Here is a 4,158-nt window from a genome sequence, read left to right on the forward strand (position 1 = left end):
GGGCGCCGACGACCCCGATCCAGCAGGTCGTGGCCGCCGTGTTCGCCGACGTCCTCGGCATCGACCGGGTCGGGCTCGATGACGACTTCTTCGCCCTCGGCGGGAACTCGCTGGCCGCGACCCGCGTAATGGCCCGACTGGGTGCAGCGCTGGATGCGCGGGTGTCGGTGCGGGTGATCTTCGAGGCGTCGACGGTGGAGGCGTTGGCGGTGCGGGTCGAGCGGTGTGCCGGTGAGGGTGGGCGACCGGTGCTGGTGGCCGGTGAGCGGCCTTCGCGGGTGCCGTTGTCCTTGGCGCAGCAGCGGATGTGGTTCCTGAACCAGTTGGATCCGGAGTCGGCGGTATACAACGTTCCGGTGGCGATCCGGTTGTCGGGTGCGCTGGATGTGGCGGCGTTGGACGCGGCGGTGGCCGATGTGCTCGTCCGGCACGAGGCGTTGCGGACGGTGTTCCCGGATTCGGAGCAGGGTCCGTCGCAGGTGGTGGTGCCGGTCTCACGGGTGCCGGTGGATCTGACACCGGCCCCGGTGACCGCGGAGGAGGCGGATGAGCAGATCGCGGAGCTGGTCGGTCTCGGGTTCGACGTGACCGCCGAGGTGCCGGTGCGGGTGCGGTTGTTCCGGGTCTGCGAGTCCGAGCACGTGTTGGCGATGGTCGTGCACCATATTTGCGCGGACGGGTTCTCGATGGCGCCGTTGGCCCGGGACGTGGTGGTGGCGTACACGGCCCGGCTCGCCGGGGACGAGCCGGGGTGGGCGCCGCTCGAGGTGCAGTACGCGGATTACACGGTGTGGCAGCGGGAGGTGCTCGGGTCGGAGGACGATCCGGAGTCGCTGGCCGGTCGGCAGATCGCGTATTGGGCGGGTGTGTTGGCGGGGTTGCCGGATGTGTTGGCGTTGCCGACGGACCGGCCGCGGCCTGCGGTGCGGTCGGGTGTGGGTGGCAGTGTCGAGTTCGCGGTGTCTTCGGTGACGGTGGGGCGGGTGCAGGTGTGGGCGCGGGAGCGGGGGGCGACTGCGTTCATGGTGGTGCATGCGGCGCTTGCGGTGGTGTTGGCGAAGCTCAGTGGCAGCACCGATGTTGCGGTGGGGTCGGCGGTCGCGGGTCGGGGTGAGGCGGCGCTCGATGATCTGGTCGGGATGTTCGTGAACACGTTGGTGTTGCGGGTCGAGTGTGATCCTGGCCTGTCGTTCACCGAGTTGGTCGATCGGGTGCGGGAGAGGGATCTCGAGGCGTTCGCGCATGCGGATGTGCCGTTCGAGGCTCTGGTGGAGAAGTTGAATCCGACGCGGTCGCAGTCGTTCTCGCCGCTGTTTCAGGTGATGTTGGCGTTCCAGAATTACACCGAGTCGCAGGTCGAGTTGCCGGGGTTGACGATCACGCCGGTCGAGGTGGATCGGGTGGCGGTTCCATTCGATCTGTCGATGTCGCTCGGTGAGGCGGCCGACGGCGGGTATGAGGGGTCGTTGGTGTATGCGGCGGACATCTTCGATCCGGGAACGGTGCTGGGGGTCGCGGAGCGGTTCGTGCGGGTGCTCGAGGCGGTTGTCGATGATCCGTCGGTTGCGGTGGGGGATGTGTCGGTTCTCGGTGATGTCGAGCGGCGCCGGATGGTGTCGGAGTGGAATGACACCCGTCGTGTGGTGCCGGGAGTGTTGTTGCTCGATGAGTTCGCCGATCAGGTGGCGCGAACTCCGGATGCGCCGGCGGTGGTATTCGAGGATCAGTTGTTGACATATACGCAGTTCGATGCGCGGGTGAATCGGTTGACGCGGTTGCTGATCGCCGCCGGGGTGGGCCCGGAGTCGTTGGTGGCGGTCGGGATGCGCCGGTCGGTGGAGATGATAGTCGGGATCTATGCGGTGCTGCGGGCCGGCGGTGGGTATGTGCCGATCGACCCGGACCAGCCCCGTGAACGCAACGATCATGTGCTCGACACCGCGGCACCGGTGTGTGTGTTGTCGACGTCGGGAGACGGATTCGCCGCGTCCGGGCATCCGGTGGTGAACATCGATGCGGTGGATGTGTCGGGGTATTCGTCGGCGCCGGTGGCCGGCTCCGAGTTGCTCGGGCCGGTGCGGCCGGACAATGTGGCGTATGTGTTGTTCACGTCGGGGTCGACTGGGCGTCCGAAGGGGGTGGCGGTCAGTCACCGGGCGATCGTCAACCAGTTGTCGTGGATGATCTCCGAATACGCGTTCACCGACTCCGATGCGGTGGTGCAGAAGACCCCGGTCACGTTCGATCCGTCGGTGTTGGAGCTATTCCTGCCGCTAGCCATCGGTGCCCGGCTGGTCATCGCTCGGCCGGACGGGCATCGTGATCCGGGATACCTGCTGTCGTTGATCGCGGACGAGGGTGTGACCGCGACGGTGTTCGCGCCGTCGATGCTGGGGACGGTGCTGGCCGATCCCGAGGTGCAGATCCCGGATTCGGTGCGGTTGGTGTATGTCGGTGGCGAGGAACTGCCGGTGGAGCTGTTCGGACGTCTGGCGGCGAAATCGGATGCACGCCTGGAGAACATGTATGGGCCGACCGAGGTCGCGGTCACGGCGACGTCCTACCGGTGCGACGACCGGAACGTGCGCACCGTGCCGGTCGGGGCGCCGGTGTGGAACACCAACGGGTACGTGCTCGACGCCCGTCTGCAGCCGGTGCCGGTCGGGGTGGCCGGGGAGTTGTATCTCGGTGGGGAGCAGGTGGCCCGCGGCTATCAGGGCCGGGCGGATCTGACGGCGGAGCGGTTCGTGGCGGATCCGTTCGGTGCTCCGGGCACGCGGTTGTATCGCACCGGGGATCTGGTGCGATGGAACCGGGACGGGAATCTCGAGTTCCTGGGGCGCACGGATTTTCAGGTGAAGGTGCGGGGTCTGCGGATCGAGTTGGGGGAGATCGAGTCGGCGTTGGTGACACAAGATGCGATCTCACAGGCCGTGGCGGTGGTCTACGAAAACGACCTCGGCCAGCAACTCGTCGGGTATGTGGTGCCCGACAGCGGCCGCTCGGTGGACACCGAGGCAGTGCGCGAGGCGATCGGGCGATCGCTGCCCGCGTACATGGTTCCCACGGTGCTGATGGTCGTCGACGCGTTCCCGTTGACCCCCAGCGAGAAGGTGGACCGGACGGCGTTGCCGCCGCCGCGGTGGAAGACCCGCGAGTTCCGGGCACCGATGACTCGGGTCCAGCAGGTCGTGGCCGCCGTGTTCGCCGACGTCCTCGGTATCGACCGGGTCGGGCTCGATGATGACTTCTTCGCGCTCGGCGGGAACTCGTTGGCCGCGACCCGGGTAGTGGCCCGGCTGGGTGCGGCGCTGGATGCACGGGTGTCGGTGCGGGTGATCTTCGAGGCGTCGACGGTGGAGGCATTGGCGGTGCGGGTCGAGCGGTGTGCCGGTGAGGGTGGGCGTCCGGTGCTGGTGGCTCGCCCACGGCCTTCGTGGGTGCCGTTGTCCTTGGCGCAGCAGCGGATGTGGTTCCTCAACCAGTTGGATCCGGAGTCGGCGGTATACAACGTTCCGTTGGTGATCCGGTTGTCGGGTGCGGTGGATGCGGCGGCGTTGGACGCGGCGGTGGCCGATGTGTTGGGCCGGCACGAGGCGTTGCGGACGGTGTTCCCGGATTCGGAGCAGGGTCCGTCGCAGGTGGTGGTGCCGGTCTCGCGGGTGCCGGTGGATCTGACACCGGTCCCGGTGACGGCGCAGGAGGCGGATGAGCGGATCGCGGGGCTGGTCGGTCTCGGGTTCGATGTGACCGCCGAGGTGCCGGTGCGGGTGCAACTGTTCCGGATCTGCGAGTCCGAGCACGTGTTGGCGATGGTCGTGCACCACATTTGCGCGGACGGGTTCTCGATGGCGCCGTTGGCCCGGGACGTCGTGGTGGCGTATACGGCCCGACTCGCCGGGCACGAGCCGGGGTGGGCACCGCTCGAGGTGCAGTACGCGGATTACACACTCTGGCAGCGGGAGGTGCTCGGGCCGGAGAACGATCCCGAATCGCTGGCCGGCCGGCAGATCGCGTATTGGTCGGGTGTGTTGGCGGGGTTGCCGGATGTGTTGGCGTTGCCGACGGACCGGCCGCGGCCTGCGGTGCGGTCGGGTGTGGGTGGTTGTGTGGAGTTCGCGGTGTCTTCGGTGACGGTGGGGCGGGTGCGGTCGTGGG

Annotated in this window: 1 protein-coding gene; it reads left to right on the forward strand. The window is 67.9% G+C overall.

Translation table 11 applies throughout. The features are described 5' to 3' along the window. The coding region (locus EF834_RS18005; protein WP_127948647.1) for a non-ribosomal peptide synthetase at positions 1 to 4,158 on the forward strand (4,158 nt) is incomplete at both ends.

This window comes from Rhodococcus spongiicola (assembly GCF_004011835.1).
Taxonomy (GTDB): Bacteria; Actinomycetota; Actinomycetes; order Mycobacteriales; family Mycobacteriaceae; genus Prescottella; species Prescottella spongiicola.